Annotated in this window: 12 protein-coding genes and 1 pseudogene; 9 read left to right on the forward strand and 4 right to left on the reverse strand. The window is 71.7% G+C overall.

What is annotated here, in order from left to right; all coding sequences use genetic code 11:
• The 4 genes and pseudogenes from AC27IY_RS05545 to AC27IY_RS05560 form a co-directional block, all read left to right on the forward strand.
• Positions 1-1,656: pseudogene (locus tag AC27IY_RS05545) on the forward strand (AAA family ATPase); the annotation flags it as partial.
• A gap of 53 nt (positions 1,657-1,709) precedes the next feature.
• Positions 1,710-2,885, forward strand: a complete 1,176-nt coding sequence (ftsY, locus tag AC27IY_RS05550; protein ID WP_344206504.1) for a signal recognition particle-docking protein FtsY — start codon at positions 1,710-1,712, stop codon at positions 2,883-2,885.
• Between the two features lie 267 nt (positions 2,886-3,152).
• Positions 3,153-4,829 carry a tetratricopeptide repeat protein gene (locus tag AC27IY_RS05555; RefSeq protein ID WP_487177300.1) on the forward strand — a complete coding sequence of 559 codons (1,677 nt, stop codon included), beginning with the start codon at positions 3,153-3,155 and terminating at the stop codon, positions 4,827-4,829.
• 30 nt (positions 4,830-4,859) lie between these two features.
• On the forward strand, positions 4,860-5,744 hold the full coding sequence (locus tag AC27IY_RS05560; RefSeq protein WP_487177301.1) for a DUF72 domain-containing protein: 885 nt from the start codon (positions 4,860-4,862) through the stop codon (positions 5,742-5,744).
• Positions 5,745-5,750: 6 nt separating this feature from the next.
• Here the strand turns inward: AC27IY_RS05560 and AC27IY_RS05565 are convergent, their stop codons facing one another.
• Entirely contained in the window at positions 5,751-6,824 is a 1,074-nt protein-coding gene (locus AC27IY_RS05565) for a PLP-dependent cysteine synthase family protein (RefSeq protein WP_344206507.1), read from the reverse strand.
• A 251-nt stretch (positions 6,825-7,075) separates the two neighbouring features.
• Here AC27IY_RS05565 and AC27IY_RS05570 point away from each other — a divergent pair, with 251 nt between their 5' ends.
• Entirely contained in the window at positions 7,076-7,660 is a 585-nt protein-coding gene (locus tag AC27IY_RS05570) for a sigma-70 family RNA polymerase sigma factor (RefSeq protein WP_344206508.1), read from the forward strand.
• A gap of 4 nt (positions 7,661-7,664) precedes the next feature.
• Here the strand turns inward: AC27IY_RS05570 and AC27IY_RS05575 are convergent, their stop codons facing one another.
• Both AC27IY_RS05575 and AC27IY_RS05580 read right to left on the reverse strand, forming a co-directional pair.
• Positions 7,665-8,609 carry an anti-sigma factor RsbA family regulatory protein gene (locus AC27IY_RS05575; RefSeq protein WP_487177302.1) on the reverse strand — a complete coding sequence of 315 codons (945 nt, stop codon included), beginning with the start codon at positions 8,607-8,609 and terminating at the stop codon, positions 7,665-7,667.
• A 27-nt stretch (positions 8,610-8,636) separates the two neighbouring features.
• A complete protein-coding gene (locus tag AC27IY_RS05580) occupies positions 8,637-9,479 on the reverse strand; it encodes an EamA family transporter (protein ID WP_487177303.1) in 843 nt (280 codons plus the stop codon).
• Between the two features lie 94 nt (positions 9,480-9,573).
• Here AC27IY_RS05580 and AC27IY_RS05585 point away from each other — a divergent pair, with 94 nt between their 5' ends.
• From AC27IY_RS05585 to AC27IY_RS05600, 4 genes are all read left to right on the forward strand, one after another.
• A complete protein-coding gene (locus AC27IY_RS05585) occupies positions 9,574-10,149 on the forward strand; it encodes a helix-turn-helix domain-containing protein (protein ID WP_344206511.1) in 576 nt (191 codons plus the stop codon).
• Positions 10,150-10,229: 80 nt separating this feature from the next.
• A complete protein-coding gene (locus tag AC27IY_RS05590) occupies positions 10,230-10,535 on the forward strand; it encodes a hypothetical protein (RefSeq protein ID WP_344206512.1) in 306 nt (101 codons plus the stop codon).
• A 36-nt stretch (positions 10,536-10,571) separates the two neighbouring features.
• A complete protein-coding gene (locus AC27IY_RS05595) occupies positions 10,572-11,369 on the forward strand; it encodes a polysaccharide deacetylase family protein (RefSeq protein WP_344206513.1) in 798 nt (265 codons plus the stop codon).
• A 42-nt stretch (positions 11,370-11,411) separates the two neighbouring features.
• Complete coding sequence (locus AC27IY_RS05600) at positions 11,412-12,062, forward strand: DUF2461 domain-containing protein (RefSeq protein WP_487177304.1); 651 nt, start codon at positions 11,412-11,414, stop codon at positions 12,060-12,062.
• Between the two features lie 86 nt (positions 12,063-12,148).
• On the opposite strand, the gene typA is transcribed toward AC27IY_RS05600, so the two are convergent.
• Entirely contained in the window at positions 12,149-13,999 is a 1,851-nt protein-coding gene (typA, locus tag AC27IY_RS05605; protein ID WP_344206515.1) for a translational GTPase TypA, read from the reverse strand.
• Positions 14,000-14,135: the final 136 nt, after the last annotated feature.

The following is a 14,135-nucleotide window of genomic DNA, read 5'->3' on the forward strand; positions in this document are numbered from 1 at the left end:
GGCAGTCCGTGCTCCAGGTCCGCGCCGCGTTCGACGAGGCCGTCAGAGACCTGGAGGAGGCCGAGGCGCGGGCCGAGGAGACCGCGGCGGCGCTGGACGAGGCGATCGCCGGGGAGCAGCGCGCGCAGGCCGCGCTGGAGGCCGCCCAGGCCGGGGTCAACGAGGCCCAGACCGCCGTCACCACCGCCCAGTCCGGCGTGAGCGCCGCCCAGGGCGCGCTCGACCAGGTCAGGGGCCGCCAGCGGGAGGCCGACCAGCGCACGGCCGCCGCCGCCCGGCGGCTCGCCCAGCTGGAGGCCGCCGAGGGCGCGGCCCGCGCCGAGGCCGAGCGCCTGACCGCGAGCGTGACCAAGGCCGAGGCGGCCCGCGCCGAGGGCCTGGAGGAGCTGGCCGAGCTGGAGATCCGCCTGGCCGAGGCCGAATACGCCCAGGAGCTGGAGACCGAGCCCACCACCGACCTGCGCGACGAGCTGGCCGCCGCCTGCGAGGCGGCCAGGCAACGCGAGATGGACACCCGCCTCCAGGTCCGCACGGCCGAGGAGCGCGTCAAGGGCGTCGAGGGCCGCGCCGACGGCCTGCTGCGGGCCGCCCGCCGCGAGCGCGAGGAGCGCGCCCAGGCCGCGGCACAGCGGGCCAGGCGGCGGCGTCAGGCGGCGCTGGCCGAGGCCGTGAGCAAGGGCGCCCAGCGGGTGCTGGCGGCCCTCGCCGAGTCGGTGGCGCTGGCCTCCAGGGAGCGCGACGAGGCCGACCTCGCCCGCGTCGCGATCGACGCCGAGCTCAAGCAGGTGCGCCTGCGGGTGCGCGAGCTCGGCCAGGAGCTCGACAAGCTGGTCAACCGCGTCCACGGCAGCGAGGTCGCGCGCACCGAGCAGCGGCTGCGGCTGGAGCAGATGGAGCAGCGGGCGCTGGAGGAGGTTCGGCGTCGAGGTCGAGTCGCTGCTCGCCGAGTACGGTCCCGACGCCCCGGTGCCCGGCGACCCGCCCGTCCCCTACGTACGCGAGGAGCAGGAGAAGCGGGCGCGGGCCGCCGAGCGGCAGATGAACCAGCTCGGCAAGGTCAACCCCCTCGCGCTGGAGGAGTTCGCGGCGCTGGAGGAGCGGCACGCGTTCCTGACCTCGCAGCTGGAGGACCTGAAGAAGACCCGGCGCGACCTGCTGACCGTGGTCAAGGAGGTCGACGACCGGGTGGAGCAGATGTTCGCCTCCGCCTACGAGGACGTCGCCCGCGAGTTCGAGCAGATCTTCACCCGCGTCTTCCCCGGCGGCGAGGGCCGGCTGGTCCTCACCGAGCCGGACGACATGCTGACCACCGGCATCGAGGTCGAGGCCCGCCCGCCGGGCAAGAAGGTCAAGCGGCTGTCGCTGCTGTCCGGCGGCGAGCGCTCGCTCACGGCGGTGGCGTTCCTGATCTCGATCTTCAAGGCGCGGCCGTCGCCGTTCTACGTGATGGACGAGGTCGAGGCGGCCCTCGACGACACCAACACGCAGCGGCTGCTCACGCTCTTCGAGGAGCTGCGGCAGAGCTCGCAGCTGATCGTCATCACGCACAACAAGCGCACGATGGAGATCGCCGACGCCCTCTACGGCGTGTCGATGCGCGGCGACGGGGTGACGCAGGTCGTCAGCCAGCGGCTCAGAGAGCGCGAGTCGGCCTGAACGGTGTGGCCCTGGGCGTGACCATGACAGTCGATCTGGAAAACTGACATGTTGTGGAGAGTTACCTCGGCGTCATCGTGATCGTGGCCGTCGTCGCCCTGCTGGCGGCCGGCGGTCTCTTCCTGCTGCTGCGGCCGAGCCGTAAGGCCCCGCCGGTCAAGCCGCCCGAGACCCTCCCGATCCCGGAGGAGAAGGAGCAGCCGCCCGCGGCGGGCGAGGAGCGCGAGGGTGGCGCGACCACCACGCTGCCGCCGCCCGCCCCGCCCGCGGAGCCCATGGTCGTCGCCCCCGCGATCGAGGTGCCGCCGCCGTCCGCCGGCCGCATGGTGCGGCTGCGCTCGCGGCTGGCCCGTTCGCAGAGCGCGCTCGGGCGCGGCCTGCTGGAGCTGCTGTCCCGCGACCGGCTCGACGACGAGGTGTGGGACGAGATCGAGGAGCGTCTCATCACCGCCGACGTCGGCATCGCGCCGACGCAGGTGATCGTCGAGGAGCTGCGCACTCGCGTCAAGGTGCTGGGCACCCGCACGCCCGCGGAGGTGCGGGAGCTGCTGCGTGAGCAGCTGCTCGCCCAGATCGACCCCGATCTCGACCGCACCCTGCACGTGCAGAAACACGGCGAGCGGCCGGCCGTGGTGCTCGTCGTCGGCGTCAACGGCACCGGCAAGACCACCACCACGGGCAAGCTCGCGCGGGTGCTGGTCGGCGACGGCAAGAAGGTCATGCTCGGCGCCGCCGACACCTTCCGCGCCGCCGCGGCCGACCAGCTCCAGACGTGGGGCGAGCGCGTGGGCGCCGACACCGTGCGCGGCCCCGAGGGCGCCGACCCGGCCTCGGTGGCCTTCGACGCGGTCGCCAAGGGCATGGAGGAGCACGTCGACACGGTCATCGTCGACACGGCCGGCCGCCTGCACACCAAGACCGGCCTGATGGACGAGCTGGGCAAGGTCAAGCGGGTCATCGAGAAGAAGGCCACGGTCGACGAGGTGCTGCTCGTCCTCGACGCGACCACCGGGCAGAACGGCATGCGCCAGGCCCAGGTGTTCGCCGAGGTCGTCAACATCACCGGCATCGCGCTGACCAAGCTCGACGGCACCGCCAAGGGCGGCATCGTGATCTCGGTGCAGCGGGAGCTGGGCGTCCCGGTCAAGCTCGTCGGGCTCGGCGAGGGCCCCGACGACCTGGCGCCGTTCGACGCGGAGGTCTTCGTGGACGCGATTCTGGGTGAGTGATCGATTACGGTCAGGACCTATCAGGTCATGTAAGGGCCCTTACCAGAAGATGCCTTGATGGGTGAGTTTTGCGTGTGCTGACATGTACCGGTCATCAATGATCCTCTGGTCATGAGCACGTGAAAGGGCGCCACCATGAAGAAGATCGTCGTTCACCGGCCAGGAACCATGAAGGTCACGGCCGCGGCCGCGCCGAGGCACATGTCCTGAGCCGACCGCGCCGGCGCCTCCCCGCACAGAGGCGCCGGCCGCACCGGAAGAGGTCGCGTGAACACGATCGTCATCGACGCGGACCGCCGCGTCGCAGGCCCCTACACCTTCGCCGCCGCGCTCCTCGGCCGCCTCGTCCCCGAGGCGCTGGAGAGCGGGTCCGGGCTGCCCGCCGCGTACGACATCGAGATCAGGGCGGCGGCGCCCGCCCTGCGGCCCCTCGTGCCGGCCCGCAGGCGCTCGCTGGCCGACGCGCTGCCCCGGTCCCAGCGGGTGCTGGTCCCCGGGGCGCGGCGTACGCTCCGGCTGGCCAACGGGCTCGCCGAGTTCGTCCGTGACCACCTGGCGAGGACGGGCCCGCTCGCGGTCACCGTCACGAACCTGGCCGAGGCCGACCCCACCGACGCCGAGCTGGTCGCGGTGCTGCGCCGCCGGCTCGACCCCGCGTTGCTGCGGATCGAGGAGGGCCCGTCCGCGCCGTCGGCGGGGCCGCTGCCCGAGGACTTCGACCGCTACCGCGACGAGGGCTTCCACCACGCCATGGCGGAGTCGGGGCTGGCGAGGCTGCGCGCGACGGCGTACGAGGACGACCCCGGCGGCTGGGAGCGGCTGCTGCAACGGGTCGCCGGCGCGCTGGAGGCCGTCGAGCGCGAGGACGAGGCCCGTGCGCTCTACGACGAGGCCCGCCGCCGGGTCACCGACCCGAGGCACCGCGCCACGATGGCCTACGCCACGGCCATGATCCTCGTCCGGCACCACGACCCGGCCCGGCGCGACCCCGAGGAGGCGCTGGCCTGGGTCAACGAGGCCGTCACCATCACCTCCCTGCTGCCCGACCCGCGCGAGCGCGCCTTCCACCTGGGCTTCGACCTCAACGGCAAGGCCCTCGTCGAGGTGCGCAGGGGCCGCGCGGAGGCCGCCATGGAGCTCGTCGAGCGGGCGATCGACCTGGCCGAGACCGACCTCGCCGGCGAGCACCCGATCCACCGGCTCGTGCTGTACGCCAACCGCGCCCAGCTCCACGCCATGGCCGGTCGGCATGAGGAGGCGCTGGCCGACTACGGGCGGGCGATCGCGGCCGATCCCGGCTACCCCGACTACTACCTCGACCGGGGCAACCTGCTGCACAGGCTCGGCCGCCCGGCGGAGGCGCTGGCCGACTACGAGGCCGTCATGCGGCTCAGCCCGCCCTTCCCCGAGGCGTACTACAACCGCTCCGAGCTGCGTTACGCGGCGGGCGATCTGGCGGGCGCCCGCGCCGACCTGGACCACACGCTGGAGCTGGACCCGGCCTTCGCCCCCGCCTACGTCAACCGGGCCGGGATCCACGCGGCGACCGGGGCGTACGCGCTGGCCAGGAAGGACGCGCAGGCCGGGCTGGCGGCCGCGCCGCGCGACCCGCACCTGTTGTGCGTGCTCGGCCAGGTCGAGCAGGCCGAGGGCCACCCCGAGCAGGCGCGGGCCGCCTACGACCGGGCGCTGGAGCTGGACCCGCGCCTGGTGGCAGCGTGGGCCGGCCGCGCCGAGCTGGCCCACGAGCGCGGCGACCACGAGGGCGCCCTGGCCGACCTGGACCGCGCGCTCGCCGTGGAGGAGAGCGCGGAGCTGCTGTTCAACCGGTCGGTGGTGCTGCGGGCGGCGGGCCTGCCCGAGCGGGCGCGCCGGGATCTGCTGCGCGCCGCCGACCTGGCACCGGACGACGAGGACGTGGGACGCGCGCTGACCGAGGTGTGAGTCGGCGTCCGCACGGGGTACGTGGCGGCGATGGGCAAGATCCTCGTCGGCACCGCGTCGTGGACGGACAAGTCGCTGCTCGCCTCCGGCTGGTATCCGCCGGAGGCCAGGACCCCTGAGGCCAGGCTGGCCCACTACGCGAGCCGCTTCCCCCTCGTCGAGGTGGACGCCACCTACTACCACCCGCCCGCGCGGCGCACCGCCGAGCTGTGGCGCGAGCGCACGCCGGACGGGTTCACCTTCAACGTCAAGGCGTTCTCCCTGCTCACCCAGCACCCGACCCGGCCGGACGCGCTGCACAAGGACTTACGCGCGGCGCTCGGCGACAGCCCCAAGCGCACCCTCTACCAGCGCGACCTGCCGCCGGAGATCGTGGAGGAGGTGTGGGACCGGTTCCTGAGCGCGCTCGCGCCGCTGCACGAGGCGGGGCGGCTGGGCGCTTTACTGTTCCAGTTCCCGCCGTGGTTCCCGCCGGGCGAGAGCAACCGCCGCTATCTCCTGCGCTGCCGCGACCGGTGCCGGCCGATGCGGATCTGCGTCGAGTTCCGCAACGCCGCCTGGATGGACGACGCGCACCGGGAGGACACGCTCGACTTCCTGGCCGCGCACGACCTGCCGTACGTGTGCGTGGACATGCCGCAGGGGCACCCGTCGTCCGTGCCGCCCGTGCTCGCCGCCACCTCGGACCTCGCCGTCGTCCGCCTGCACGGGCACTCCGAGCGGTGGACGAGCAAGGTCATCGAGGAGCGGTTCGGCTACCTGTACGACGAGGACGAGCTGCGCGACTGGGCGCAGCGCATCGCCGGGCTGTCGGAGCGGGCGGCCGTGACGCACGTGCTCACCAACAACTGCTGCGGCGACAACTCCCAGCGCAACGCCGCCCGGCTGGCGGAGCTGCTGGGCGCGGACCGCTGAGCGGCGCTACTGGTCCAGCCAGGCGCGCAGCTCGGCGAGGTGCGGCTCGATGTCGAGCGACTGCGCGGCGAGCCAGTCCGGGTTGCCGTAGGTGCCCTTGTAGCGGTCGCCGCTGTCGCAGACGAGCGTGACGACGCTGCCGCGCTCGCCCGCCTGGCGCATCTCGTCCACGAGCTGCACGCAGGCGGCCAGGTTGGTGCCCGTGGAGCCGCCGACGTCGAGCCCCGTGACCTCGCGGGTCCAGTGCATGGCGGCGATGGAGCGGGCGTCGGGCACCGCGATCATGCGGTCGATGACCGACGGCTGGAACGACGGCTCGACGCGCGGCCGGCCGATGCCCTCGATCCGCGAGCCGGGCGCGGTGAGCGTGGCGTCGCCGGTGGTCCAGCTCGGGTAGAAGGCCGAGCCCTCGGGGTCCACCACGGCGAGGCGCGTGGGGTGGCGGCGGTAGCGGATGTAGCGGCCGATGGTGGAGGAGGTGCCGCCGGTGCCCGCCCCGACGACGATCCAGGCCGGCTCGGGGTGCGGCTCCATCGCCATCTGGGAGTAGATGGACTCGGCGATGTTGTTGTTGCCGCGCCAGTCGGTGGCGCGTTCGGCGTAGGTGAACTGGTCCATGAAATGACCGCCGGTCTCGGCCGCCAGGCGGTGAGATTCGTCATAGATCGTGGCGGGATCGCGTACGAGATGACATTTGCCGCCGTAGAACTCGATGAGGTGGATCTTCTCCGGCGAGGTGGTGGCGGGCATCACCGCGATGAAGGGCAGGCCCAGCAGCCTGGCGAAGTAGGCCTCGCTGACCGCCGTGGAGCCGCTGGAGGCCTCGACGACAGTGGTCGTGGGCCCGATCCAGCCGTTGGCCAGACCGTAGAGGAACAGAGAGCGAGCGAGTCGGTGTTTGAGTGAACCTGTAGGGTGCACCGACTCGTCTTTCAAGTAGAGGTTTACTCCCCAGTGCGAGGGCAGCGGAAAGACGTGAAGGTGTGTGTCGCAACTCCGGTTGGCATCGGCCTCCACCTTGAGTATGGCCTCCGCCACCCAGCGGCGCGTACGCGAGTCGTGACGGTCTACGAAAATCATGCTCTTACGCTATCCCCTGTGATGCTGGCCACTATTACTGCGGAATTGGGTGGGTAGTGTTATGATAACGAGACTTGTCCGGCCGTGGACGTGATGACGCACGCCGCGAGCAGATGGACGGAAACCCCTTCTGACCTTGGCGGACTCTCGCTAACGCGTCCCTTAGCAGGGACTTGCCATGATGAGAACGTCGGCAGACGGCCTTTGCCGAGACGGGGGACAGCGCAAGGGGGAATGAAACTTTGATCACCATGACCGATGAGCAGCGCCAGGACTGGTTCGAGCGCGATGTCGTGCCCGTGACGTCGCAGCTTTTCGCGTCCGCCATGCGCTTGACCCGGAACGCCGCCGACGCGGAGGACCTCGTCCAGGAGACGGTGGCCAAGGCGTACACGTCCTACCACCAGTTCCGTGAGGGCACCAACCTCAAGGCGTGGCTGCACCGCATCCTCACGAACAACTTCATCAACGACTATCGCAAGAAGCAGCGTTCGCCGAAGCTGTCCGCGGCCGAGGAGATCGAGGACTGGCAGCTCCACGCCGCCGAGTCGCACAGCTCGACGGGTCTGCGCTCGGCCGAGACCGAGGCGCTCGACCGGCTGCCCGACAGCGTGGTGATGAACGCGCTCCGTTCCCTGCCGGAGGACTTCCGGGTGGCCGTCTACCTGGCCGACGTGGAGGGGTTCGCGTACAAGGAGATCGCCGAGCGGATGGGCACGCCCATCGGCACCGTCATGTCCCGCCTGCACCGGGGCCGCCGCCAGCTCCGCGGCATGCTGGAGGACTACGCCCGCGAGGAGGGCGCGCTGCGCGTGCCCAGCCCGCGCGCCGCCTGAGCGCTCACGCGCCCAGGGACAGATGAAGGCGGACGCGCAGCACGCCGCCTTCCGCGCGCAGCTCCACCAGGTCGCAGAGCTGCCTGCTGATCCAGAGCCCGTATCCCCTGGGGGACTCGGGCTCGGGTGGTATGTAGCCGGGTAAGGGGTCGTCCAGAGCCCCGCCGGGGTCGGCGATCTCACAGATCAGCTCACCGCCGTCGTTCCACATCGTGATCGTGCCGAACCCGGCGCCGTGCTCCACGCTGTTCGCGGCGATCTCCGAGACGCTGATGACCAGCGACGTCACCAGTGCGTCGGCCATCCCGGCGGTCCGCGCCCACTCGCCGACGCTGTGGCGCAGCCGTCTCAGCTCGCGGGCGGTGAAGCGGATCGTCACCGCGCCGGGCCCCGGGTCGGGCAGCGGCGCGCGGTCGCCGCTCAGCACCAGCTCTCCCGGCGGGACGAAACCGGCGCTCGGCGTCTCGCCCGCCGCGTCGAGCAGCAGCGGATGGTTGGCCTCGCGGTACTCCAGCGCGGCCGGGGGAGCCCGGCGCAGGTCGTACATGCAGAACAGCAGCGCCGCGTAGGGGGCGAGCGCCGCGTTGAGCACCGACTCGTGGCGGATCAGCTCGCGGACCTCGCGCTCGCTCCTGCCCTCCCAGGCCGGCTCGCCGACGACGAGCGTGCGCCGGCCCCGGGTGTAGTCGTGCAGGGCGGCCACGGTGCGGTAGGGGTGCGCGTACCAGGAGGCCGCCACCCGCCGGTCCACGTGCCCGGCGTCCCGGCCCAGGGCGTCGGTCAGCCGGTCCAGGTTGTCGGGGCAGGCGATCACCAGGACGCGCCGGCCCTCGGTCAGGGCGGTCCGCACGCGCGGCACCACGAGCCGGACATAGGCGTCCTCGGAGTCGTACGGCACGCCGACGTGCCTCAGACCCTCGCCATTGATCCGTGCCCGGTCGGGCCGCACGGGCGAAACGTAACAAGCGCGCCGGGGCTACGCAACGGCTATCAGGGCCACCGCGCCGAGCGCGCATGCCACGCCCGTCACCTGGATGCCGTTCAGCCGCTCCCCGAGCACCCGCCTCGCCAGCAGCAGCGTGCTGGCCGGGTAGAGCGAGACGAGCACGGCCACGAGGCTGAGCAGCCCCTGCCGCTGCGCCAGCAGGTAGAGGACGTTGGCGACCATGTCCAGGACGCCCGCCGCCACGATCACGCGCAGCGCCCCCGCCCCCGCCCGAGGCCGCAGCGCGCGCCCGGTGGCGAGCGCCACCAGCGTCACCGCCGTCACCGACGACAGGCGCGCCCCGACCAGCGGCCACAGCCCGGCGTCCGAGGGGGCCATGGCGAGCAGGATGAAGAACCCGCCGAACCCGGCGCCGGCCAGCAGCGCGGTCGCGAGCCCGCCGGAGGGGCTCTTCTCTCCGCCGGCCGAGCGGTCCTGGCTGACCAGCAGCACCGAGCCGAGCGCCAGCGCCACGCCCACCAGCGCCCAGAACTCCGGCCGCTCGCCGGTCGCCAGCCCGAACAGCACCGGCAGCGCCGCCGAGGTCACCGCCGTGGTCGGCGCGACCACCGACATCACGCCCGTGGCGAGCGCCCGGTAGAACAGCGCCAGCCCGGCCGCGCCCGACAGCCCGGCGGCCAGGCCCCACAGCAGCGCCGGCCCGCCGGGCGTGCCGGGCAGCACCGGCAGCAGGACGAGGATCAGCGCCAGGCCGGCGAGCTGCGAGAGCACCACGACCGCGAGGACCTGGGTGCGCCGGGTGGCCAGGCCGCCGAAGAAGTCGGCGGTGCCGTACACCACCGCGCAGGCGGTCGCGAGGATCACCGCGGTCATCCGTCAGCTCCTTCCGGGAGTCCAATGTGTTGCTCATCCAGTACAACACATTGAGTGCAGTGCGTTGTCCCTGAATATCACTACACTGCACTGCATGGAAGACCCCGAGCTCATGAACCAGGCCATCGCCAGCAACGTCCGCTACCTGCGCTCCTACCGGGGGCTCACGCTGGACCAGCTCGCCGCCCGGTCGGGCGTGAGCCGGGGCATGCTCGTCCAGGTCGAGCAGGGCCGGACGAACCCCAGCGTGTCCACGCTCACCAGGATCGCCTCCGCCCTCGGCGTGACCGTGGCCCGGCTGGTCGAGGTCGGCGACGCGCCCGTGGTGCGCATCGTCGACAAGTCCGACGTGGTCACCTTCACCCAGGACGGGGTGCAGGCCCGGCTGCTCGTCGGCGCCGACTCGCCGATGATCCTGGAGCTGTGGGACTGGCGCATCGCCCCCGGCGACCACCACGACGGCGACGCCCACCCGCCCGGCACCCGCGAGATGGTGACCGTCCTGGAGGGCGAGCTGACCCTCACCGTGTACGGCAAGAGCCACGTCGTCGGCAAGGACGACGCCGTGCTGTTCACCGCCGACCGCCCCCACCGCTACGCCAATCAGGGCACCGCCGAGCTGCGCATCGTCATGGTCGTCGCCGAGCCGCGCGAGACGCATGACCAATAACGTCGAACGACCTGCGGATCACCCGCCGGAGTTTCATGATTACCCCGTGTCCTGGACGAGCCGCAGGTAGGAGGTGGCGTATGAGTGAGGCCCGAGCGGCGACGGAGAAGCTGCACGCCGAGCTTCATGGCCGGGGCGTCGTCAGCGCGTACGAACTGGGCGACGACGAGACCATCCCCGTGTGGATCGGACTGGTCGTGCGCTATAGAGATGGTTTTTACCGATGGCAGGAAGGACTGGTGAAACGTCGGCATCTGGGTACGGATCCGGTCGGATGTGCCATACGCGTGGCGCGCCGCTACCAGGAATTGCAGGCCGATATCCCACTCTGGTGGGACGACCTGGCCAGGGAGCTGCGGGGGACGCCGGCCCGGGACTATCCATGATGTGAGCCCCCCGCCTGTGGCGCCTCGGGGGGAATCATGCGTGTATGGGCCTTGCCGCTGGCCCTGCTCGCCCTGGTGGCCTGCGTCACCCAGTCGGCGGCGCACCGGCGCGCGGCCAGGCCGCCCGCGATCGTGCCGATGCGGGCGGCCCACGTCGATCCCGAGCGGCTCGCCAAGCGGCTGGCGGCCATCCAGCCCGGCTGGCCGCGCACCCGCTCGTACGACTGCGGGCGGATCAAGTGCGTGGCCCTCACCTTCGACGACGGGCCGGGCGAGCACACCGGCCGGCTGCTGGACATGCTCAGGCGGCGCGGCGTCCTGGCCACCTTCTTCGTGCTCGGCCAGATGGTGGCCGCCGACCACGGCCCGCATCTCGCCCGGCGCATCGTGCGCGAGGGCCACGAGATCGGCAACCACTCCTGGAGCCATCCGGCGCTGACCGGGCTGTCCGACGACGGGGTACGGCGCGAGCTGCGGCGTACCGGGGAGCTGGTGCGGCGGCTCACCGGGGTGCGGATGCGGCTCATGCGGCCGCCGTACGGGGCCACCGACGCGCACGTGGCCAGGGAGGCCCGCCGCGAGGGCCTGGCGCAGATCCTGTGGAACCTCGACACCCTCGACTGGCGCGACCGCGTCTCCGAGATCGTGGCCCGGCGGGCGGGGCGGGCCAAGGCCGGCTCGATCGTCCTCATGCACGACATCCACCCCACGACCGTCCGGGCCGTGCCCCACCTGCTGGACACGCTCGCCCGCAGGGGGTTCACCTTCGTCACGGTCTCCGAGCTGTACGGGCGGCCGCCCGTGCCCGGCAGGGAGTACACCGAGCGCCGGTGATCGGATTGCCGCCCTGTCGGTGCGGCGTGGCACTCTGGCGGCATGGGTTTCACCGGTTTTCCCGACGAGGCGTTCCTGTTCTACGAGGGACTTGAGGCCGACAACTCCAAGACCTACTTCGCCGAGCACAGACGCGGTTACGAGGAGGCCGTGCGGGCGCCCATGCTCGCGCTCACCGACGAACTGGCCGCCGAGTTCGGGCCGGCCCACCTGTTCCGGCCGCACCGGGACGTGCGGTTCGCCAAGGACAAGTCGCCGTACAAGACGCATCAGGGGGCGTTCGTCGAACGCCTGCCCGGCATCGGGCTCTACGTGGAGATCAGCGCGGCGGGCCTGTACGTCGCCGGCGGCTGCTACACGCAGGCGTCCGACCAGGTCGCCCGCTACCGGGCGGCCGTGGACGAGGACCTGTCGGGGAAGCCGCTCGCGGCCCTCGCCGACGCCCTCACCGCGGCCGGCTACGCCGTGGAGGGCGCGCGGCTGAAGACCCGGCCGCGTGGGTTCGACGACGACCATCCGCGCATCGGGCTGCTACGCCACAAGTCGCTGTACGCGGGCATCCGCTTCGACCCCGAGCCCTGGGTGTCCACGGTCGAGGCGCGGGAGCGGGTGGCGGCGGCGTGGCGCGACTTCGCGCCGCTGGTCGACTGGCTCTGCGCCCACGTGCGGGGCAGCGAACTGCCCCGCCGGTGAGCGTCAGGCCCGTTGTGCGGGCACTCAGCCCTGCGCGCGGGCGACAGGCCCGCTGACGTGCGGCTCAGGCTCGCTGTGCGCGGGTGTCAGGCGCGCTTGGCGCGGGCCGCGGCGCGGGCGCGGGAGGAGGCGTCGAGCACGACCTTGCGGATGCGCACCGCGTCGGGGGTGATCTCCACGCACTCGTCCTCGCGGATGAACTCGAGAGCCTGCTCCAGCGACAGCACGCGCGGCGGGATCACCTTCTCGGTCTCCTCCGAGGTGGAGGAGCGCATGTTGGTGAGCTTCTTCTCCTTGGTGATGTTGACGTCCATGTCGTCGGAGCGGGAGTTCTCCCCGACGATCATGCCTTCGTAGACGTCGGTGCCGGGGGAGACGAACAGCGCGCCGCGCTCCTGCAGGTTGAGCATCGCGAACGCCGTCACCGGGCCGGAGCGGTCGGCCACCAGCGAACCGCTCGCGCGGGTGCGCAGCTCGCCGAACCACGGCTCGTACGAGTCGAACACGTGGTGCACCAGGCCGGTGCCGCGGGTCTCGGTGAGGAACTCGGTGCGGAAGCCGATCAGGCCACGCGCCGGCACCACGAACTCCATCCGGATCCAGCCGGTGCCGTGGTTGGTCATGTGCTCCATGCGGCCCTTGCGCACCGCCAGGAGCTGGGTGATCGCGCCGAGGTATTCCTCGGGGCAGTCGACCGTCAGCCGCTCGACCGGCTCGTGCACCTTGCCGTCGATCTCCTTGGTGACCACCTGCGGCTTGCCGACGGTCAGCTCGTAGCCCTCGCGGCGCATCTGCTCGACCAGGATGGCCAGCGCCAGCTCGCCGCGGCCCTGCACCTCCCAGGCGTCGGGCCGGTCGGTCGGCAGCACGCGCAGCGACACGTTGCCGACGAGCTCCTTCTCCAGGCGGTCCTTCACCATGCGGGCGGTGACCTTCGTGCCCTTGGCCTTGCCGACCAGCGGCGAGGTGTTGGTGCCGATCGTCATCGAGATGGCCGGCTCGTCGACCGTGATCAGCGGCAGCGGGCGCGGGTCCTCGGGGTCGGCCAGCGTCTCACCGATCATGATGTCGGGGATGCCGGCGATGGCGATGATGTCGCCGGGGCCCGCCTCCTCGGCCGGCTTGCGCTCCAGCGCCTCCGTCATCATCAGCTCGGTGATCTTGACGCGCTGGATCGAGCCGTCGGTGCGGCACCAGGCCACCTGCTGGCCCTTGCGGATCTGGCCCTGGTGGACGCGGCAGAGCGCGATACGGCCGAGGTAGGAGGAGGCGTCGAGGTTGGTGACGTGGGCCTGCAGCGGGGCGCTCGGGTCGTAGGTGGGCGCCGGGATCGTCGACTTGATGATGTCGAACAACGGCTCCAGGTCCTCGGAGTCGGGCATGCCGCCGTCGTCGGGACGGTTCATGGAGGCCCGGCCGGCCTTCGCCGAGGCGTAGACGATCGGGAAGTCGATCTGCTCCTCGGTGGCGTCGAGGTCCATGAACAGCTCGTAGACCTCGTCCACGACCTCCCTGATGCGGGCGTCGGGACGGTCGACCTTGTTGATGCAGAGGATGACCGGCATCTTCGCGCCCAGCGCCTTGCGCAGCACGAAGCGGGTCTGCGGCAGCGGCCCCTCGGAGGCGTCGACCAGCAGCACCACGCCGTCCACCATCGACAGGCCGCGCTCGACCTCGCCGCCGAAGTCGGCGTGGCCGGGGGTGTCGATGATGTTGATGGTCATGCCGCCGTGCTGCACGGCCGTGTTCTTCGCGAGAATGGTGATGCCCTTCTCGCGCTCAAGGTCGTTGGAGTCCATGACGCGGTCGTCGACGTCCTGGTTGGCGCGGAAGGCCCCGGACTGCCAGAGCATCGCGTCGACCAGTGTGGTCTTGCCGTGGTCGACGTGCGCGATGATCGCGATGTTCCGCAGGTCGTCGCGGCTGTTCAGAGGCATGATGACTTCTCGCTCTTTGTCGTGGGGGCGGCCGCGCGAACTCGCGACCCACCAATTCTAGTTGATTCCCTTCTGTGGGCAGGTTCGGTCGCCCGTCCCTCCGGGGACGGACCTACATACCCGGCTGCACATTTGT

The organism is Nonomuraea sp. B208 (genome assembly GCF_057536035.1).

What these genes read in the sequence shown, in the direction of transcription:
- typA (WP_344206515.1), bottom strand. Translation starts at nt 13,999, where the DNA reads ATGCCTCTGAACAGCCGCGACGACCTGCGGAACATCGCGATCATCGCG.
- AC27IY_RS05580 (WP_487177303.1), bottom strand. Translation starts at nt 9,479, where the DNA reads ATGACCGCGGTGATCCTCGCGACCGCCTGCGCGGTGGTGTACGGCACC.
- AC27IY_RS05590 (WP_344206512.1), top strand. Translation starts at nt 10,230, where the DNA reads ATGAGTGAGGCCCGAGCGGCGACGGAGAAGCTGCACGCCGAGCTTCAT.
- AC27IY_RS05570 (WP_344206508.1), top strand. Translation starts at nt 7,076, where the DNA reads ATGACCGATGAGCAGCGCCAGGACTGGTTCGAGCGCGATGTCGTGCCC.
- AC27IY_RS05585 (WP_344206511.1), top strand. Translation starts at nt 9,574, where the DNA reads ATGGAAGACCCCGAGCTCATGAACCAGGCCATCGCCAGCAACGTCCGC.
- AC27IY_RS05595 (WP_344206513.1), top strand. Translation starts at nt 10,572, where the DNA reads ATGCGTGTATGGGCCTTGCCGCTGGCCCTGCTCGCCCTGGTGGCCTGC.
- AC27IY_RS05560 (WP_487177301.1), top strand. Translation starts at nt 4,860, where the DNA reads ATGGGCAAGATCCTCGTCGGCACCGCGTCGTGGACGGACAAGTCGCTG.
- AC27IY_RS05565 (WP_344206507.1), bottom strand. Translation starts at nt 6,824, where the DNA reads ATGATTTTCGTAGACCGTCACGACTCGCGTACGCGCCGCTGGGTGGCG.
- AC27IY_RS05600 (WP_487177304.1), top strand. Translation starts at nt 11,412, where the DNA reads ATGGGTTTCACCGGTTTTCCCGACGAGGCGTTCCTGTTCTACGAGGGA.